This window comes from Nocardia araoensis NBRC 100135 (genome assembly GCF_000308435.1).
GTDB classification, from domain to species: domain Bacteria; phylum Actinomycetota; class Actinomycetes; order Mycobacteriales; family Mycobacteriaceae; genus Nocardia; species Nocardia araoensis.
The window spans coordinates 1-3,489 of sequence record NZ_BAFR01000096.1 but is presented as its reverse complement, the minus strand read 5'-3'; the positions used below and the strand labels follow the sequence as shown (position 1 = coordinate 3,489).

General features: G+C 65.7%; 4 protein-coding genes. 2 read left to right on the top strand and 2 right to left on the bottom strand.

Annotated elements, in window-relative coordinates; translation table 11 throughout:
* A partial coding sequence (locus ON21_RS12265; protein WP_039797960.1) for a cytochrome P450 family protein occupies positions 1-653 on the bottom strand: 653 nt, incomplete at its 3' end.
* A gap of 340 nt (positions 654-993) precedes the next feature.
* Here ON21_RS12265 and ON21_RS12260 point away from each other — a divergent pair.
* Together ON21_RS12260 and ON21_RS12255 are read left to right on the top strand one after the other, a co-directional pair.
* On the top strand, positions 994-1,869 hold the full coding sequence (locus tag ON21_RS12260; protein WP_039797959.1) for an LLM class F420-dependent oxidoreductase: 876 nt from the start codon (positions 994-996) through the stop codon (positions 1,867-1,869).
* Between the two features lie 81 nt (positions 1,870-1,950).
* A complete protein-coding gene (locus tag ON21_RS12255; RefSeq protein WP_039797958.1) occupies positions 1,951-2,529 on the top strand; it encodes a TetR/AcrR family transcriptional regulator in 579 nt (192 codons plus the stop codon).
* Positions 2,530-2,541: 12 nt separating this feature from the next.
* Here ON21_RS12255 and ON21_RS12250 read toward each other — a convergent pair whose 3' ends face one another.
* On the bottom strand, positions 2,542-3,408 hold the full coding sequence (locus tag ON21_RS12250; protein ID WP_039797961.1) for a mycofactocin-coupled SDR family oxidoreductase: 867 nt from the start codon (positions 3,406-3,408) through the stop codon (positions 2,542-2,544).
* Positions 3,409-3,489: the final 81 nt, after the last annotated feature.

Genomic DNA, 3,489 nt, shown 5'->3' with positions numbered 1-3,489 from the left:
TCGATCTCCGCGCCCAGCAACGCCGAGGTCAGATCCTCTTTCGGGGCACGCCGACGCTCGGCCACCATCTCCGTGTAGTAGCCCAGCAGTGTGATCGATGCCTCGACAGCGGCCATCGGGATGTCCAGCACACCGTCTTCGCGGTGCACCACCAGATCCGCCAACCGGCGAATCTGCCCCCGATCCACCGCGGGCACTCCCATCAACTCGGAGATGACATCCATCGGCAACTTGCCCGCGACCTCATCGATCCAATCGAAGGCGCCACCGGACACCACGGGCTCCAGATACGACAACGTCAACCCCCGAATCCGGTCCTCCATCTCCGCGACCCGCTTCGGGGTGAACCCCTTGAACACCAACCGCCGCATCCGCATATGCCGCGGGTCGTCCATCGCCAGAAACGACATGGTCCGATGCGCGTGCGGCCCCCACGCCGCCGGATCCAACGACACCCCGTTCGCGCTCGACAACCGCACACTGTCGCGGAACGCCCCCACCACATCCGAATGCCGCGACAACGCCCAGAACCCCACATCCGGGTTGTGATACAGCGGCGCCTCCTCCCGCAACCGCCGATACATCGGATACGGATCCTCATGGAACCCGTAGTCATACGGGTCGAACACCAGCGGCCCCACCACAGCCGTCATCGCCCACACTCCGAATTCGATAACAAGTTCTCAACGACTATCGTCCGCGCGACGATCCGGAGAGACACATAGCTGGACATGTGTCTGGACGGTACCACTGACAGTTATTCAGGACAATCCCGAACGGGAGATCTCGCGAGAAGAAAATCCGCTGCGCGACCACCGAGTCGAGCCGCACGAAAATCGAGAACACGTTCTTGTAGCCGGCTCGTCGATCGGACTATATTCCATACAGCTGTCCAGACATGGGTGTATCCTCGCTCACGCGCCGCCTTCCCCTGTGCCCCCACGCCGGCAGCGCACGCAGTTCGTCGAACGACCAGACCAGGCAAGGATTTCCATGCGATTCGGCATCGTCCTGTTCACCAGCGACCGCGGCATCACCCCCGCCGCGGCGGCACGAGCGGCCGAACAGGCAGGGTTCGCCTCCTTCTACGTTCCCGAGCACACCCACATCCCGGTCGCCCGCAACGCGGCACACCCGCAGACCGGCGACGCGTCACTACCCGACGACCGCTACCTGCGCACGCTGGACCCGTGGGTCGCGCTGTCCATGGCGGCGGCCGTCACCGAACACATCGAGCTGGGCACCGCCGTCTCGCTCCCGGTCGAGCACGATCCGATCACGCTGGCCAAAACCATCGCCTCCCTGGACCACCTCTCCGGCGGCCGGGTCGTGCTCGGCGCCGGATTCGGCTGGAACACCGAGGAACTCGCCGATCACGGCGTACCGGCGAACAAGCGACGCACGGTGCTGCGCGAGTACTTGGCGGCGATGCGGGCGCTGTGGAGCCGGGACGAGGCCGGTTTCGACGGCGAGTACGTGCGCTTCGGCCCGAGCTGGGCGTGGCCGAAACCGGTGCGTCGCTCGGTGCCGGTGCTGATCGGCGCGGCGGGTACCGAACGCACTTTCCGCTGGATCGCCGAGTCCGCCGACGGCTGGATCACCACCCCGGGGGAAACGGAGATCTCCGATCGTCTCGCGTCGCTGCACGAGATCTGGCGACAGGCCGGGCGGCCCGGACGTCCGCGCGTGGTGGCACTCGACTACAAGCCGCACGCCGCACGACTGACCGAGTGGGACCGCGCCGGCGTCACCGACGTCGTATACGGCTTGCCGGACAGGGACGAGCCCGCGGTGCACGCCTACCTGGAGCGGTTGTCCGGCAAACTGACCGCCATCGGCCTGCCACTCGGCGCGACGAGCAGGCCGTGACCAAATTCGTGGCCGAGCACACGACGATTTCCGCGGCATGAAAGTTGCTCGAACGAAATAACGACACTAGTATCTAGACACATGTCCGAAAGCCATTCCAGAAGCGTCGAAGCGACCCGGCGGCGCTTGTCCGGGAAGCAGGCGGACACCGTCGACAAGCTCACCAGGTCGGCGTTGGAAGTGCTTTCCAGGGAGGGTTTCGCCGGCATGACCATCCGGATGGTGGCCGCCAACGCCAAGGTCGGCACCGCCACCGCCTATACCTATTTCTCCTCCAAGGAGCACCTGGTCGCGGAGATCTTCTGGCGCAGGCTGCGCGCGACGCCCTCCCCCGTGAGCGACGATCCGGACGCCACCGTGCGCGTGATCGCCGAACTCCGCAGCATCGCGTTGCTGGTCGCCGACGAACCGGAATTGTCGGGCGCGGTCACCAGCGCGCTGCTCGGCCGTGATCCCGACGTCGAGCATTTGCGGTCGCGCATCGGCTTGGAAATTCGCACCCGCCTCGCGCACGCGCTGTCCGGAAATCCCAACGCGGATATTCTGAAATCGCTCGAAATGCTCTACGCGGGGGCGCTGGTCCACGCCGGGATGGGCTACGAATCGTATTCCGACATCGCGGACCGCATCGAGCGGTCCGCGATGCTCATCTTGAAGTGAGGCGCATTCGCATCACTGCCCGGCCAGGCCCAATTTCAACGACGCGCCGCCGTCGACGAACATCTGCAAACCGGTCACATAGCGCGACTCGTCGGAGGCCAGGAACGTGACCGCGTGCGAGATGTCCGAGGACTCGACGAAGGGAATCGGCATGGCCTGCATGAAGGGGAAGGTGACCTCGGCGTCCTCGCGCGTCGGATTCCGCACGTCCGGGCGGAAGATCTGGTACATCCCCGGGTTGTGCAGCATGTCGGTGTCGACATTGGTCGGATGCACCGCGTTGATCCGGATCGAGCTCGGCCCCAGCGTCAGCGCCAAAGTCTGCGTATAGGAACGGATCATCTTCTTCGACAGGCCGTAGCCGTCACCTCCCGGGCCTTGCAGCGCCTGCTGGCCGTTGAAACCGGTCTGCGGCACCAGGCCCGCCACCGATCCGGTCACGATGATCGACGCGCCCGCGCCCAGATGCGGCAGGGCCGCGTGCACGGTGTTGACCACGCCGAGGAAGTTGACGTCGAAGACGTCGACGAAGCCCTGCAACGGGACGTGGTGACCCAGCGGGCAGATCCCGGCGTTCGCCACGACCACGTCCAGGCGCCCGAGCTCGGCGACGGCCGCCGCGATCGCCGTTTGCAGCGCGGGGCGATCGCGGACGTCGACCTGTGCGGCCACGACCCGGCGGCCGGTCTCGGCCACCAATTCCTTGGTCTCGGCGAGGTCCGCTTCGGTCGCCAGCGGATATTCGTTGCTGGCTATGTCGGCGCAGATGTCGAAGGCGATGATGTCGGCGCCTTCCTCGGCCAACGACACCGCGTGACTGCGGCCCTGCCCCCGCCCCGCACCGGTTACCAGGACGACTTTGCCACTGACCCGATCCATGTTTCCTCCACCGTGGTCTTCGCCGGTTCCCATCACCCCCGCGACGCGCGCCGCGTATCTACGGAATAGTAACCGGACAAC